Source organism: Paraburkholderia kururiensis JCM 10599 = LMG 19447, from assembly GCF_003986935.1.
Classification (GTDB): Bacteria; Pseudomonadota; Gammaproteobacteria; order Burkholderiales; family Burkholderiaceae; genus Paraburkholderia; species Paraburkholderia kururiensis.
This window is the reverse complement of record NZ_RJZE01000120.1, coordinates 1-612: the sequence shown is the minus strand read 5'-3', so window position 1 is coordinate 612 and position 612 is coordinate 1. Positions and strand designations below refer to the sequence as shown.

Genomic DNA, 612 nt, shown 5'->3' with positions numbered 1-612 from the left:
GCGCGCTGCATCTGCTTCCCGACAACTATCACCTCGCCATTTTCGGGGGCGTGCACCCCGAGGCGATCCAGCAGGGCGTGCCGCTCGACCCCTACATCGCCGAACTGCTGAGGATCGTAAGCCCCGGGCGCAACTGGCTCGAAGAGGTGGGAAACGGGCAGGGCAAGGCGATCAGTCTCACCACATCGGTGGACGACCTGCTGCGTCTCGCGCGGACACGTCACGTGTCCGATATCTCGCGGCGCACCCACTTCATGGGTCCGATGAGCGACGACCAGTTCCCGCACGCCATGGCGGTATGCGATGCGGTGCTGCTGCCTTACCTCGAGGTGGGACAGTCCGCTTCCGGGCCGATGTCGATGGCGGTCAATCTGAACCGGCCCGTCATCGCGACACGCACGAAGACCTTCATGCAGTTCTCGCGCTACTACCCGGGCCGCGTCGAGCTATTCGACATCGGCAACTACCTGCAGCTGAGCCAGATCATCGAGGCAGGCGCGTTCAGGAGAGGAAGCGCGCCGCGCATGGAGAACCAGCCGGACACGTCGACCAACGTCGAGATATACCGCAAGGCGTTGTTCGCCACGGCGGGCACGTGACACGGCAAATGCA

1 pseudogene is annotated in these 612 nt (G+C 64.1%); it reads left to right on the top strand.

Annotated elements, in window-relative coordinates:
- Positions 1-599 (top strand): annotated as a pseudogene (locus tag PKKP23_RS33555) (hypothetical protein); the annotation flags it as partial.
- Positions 600-612: the final 13 nt, after the last annotated feature.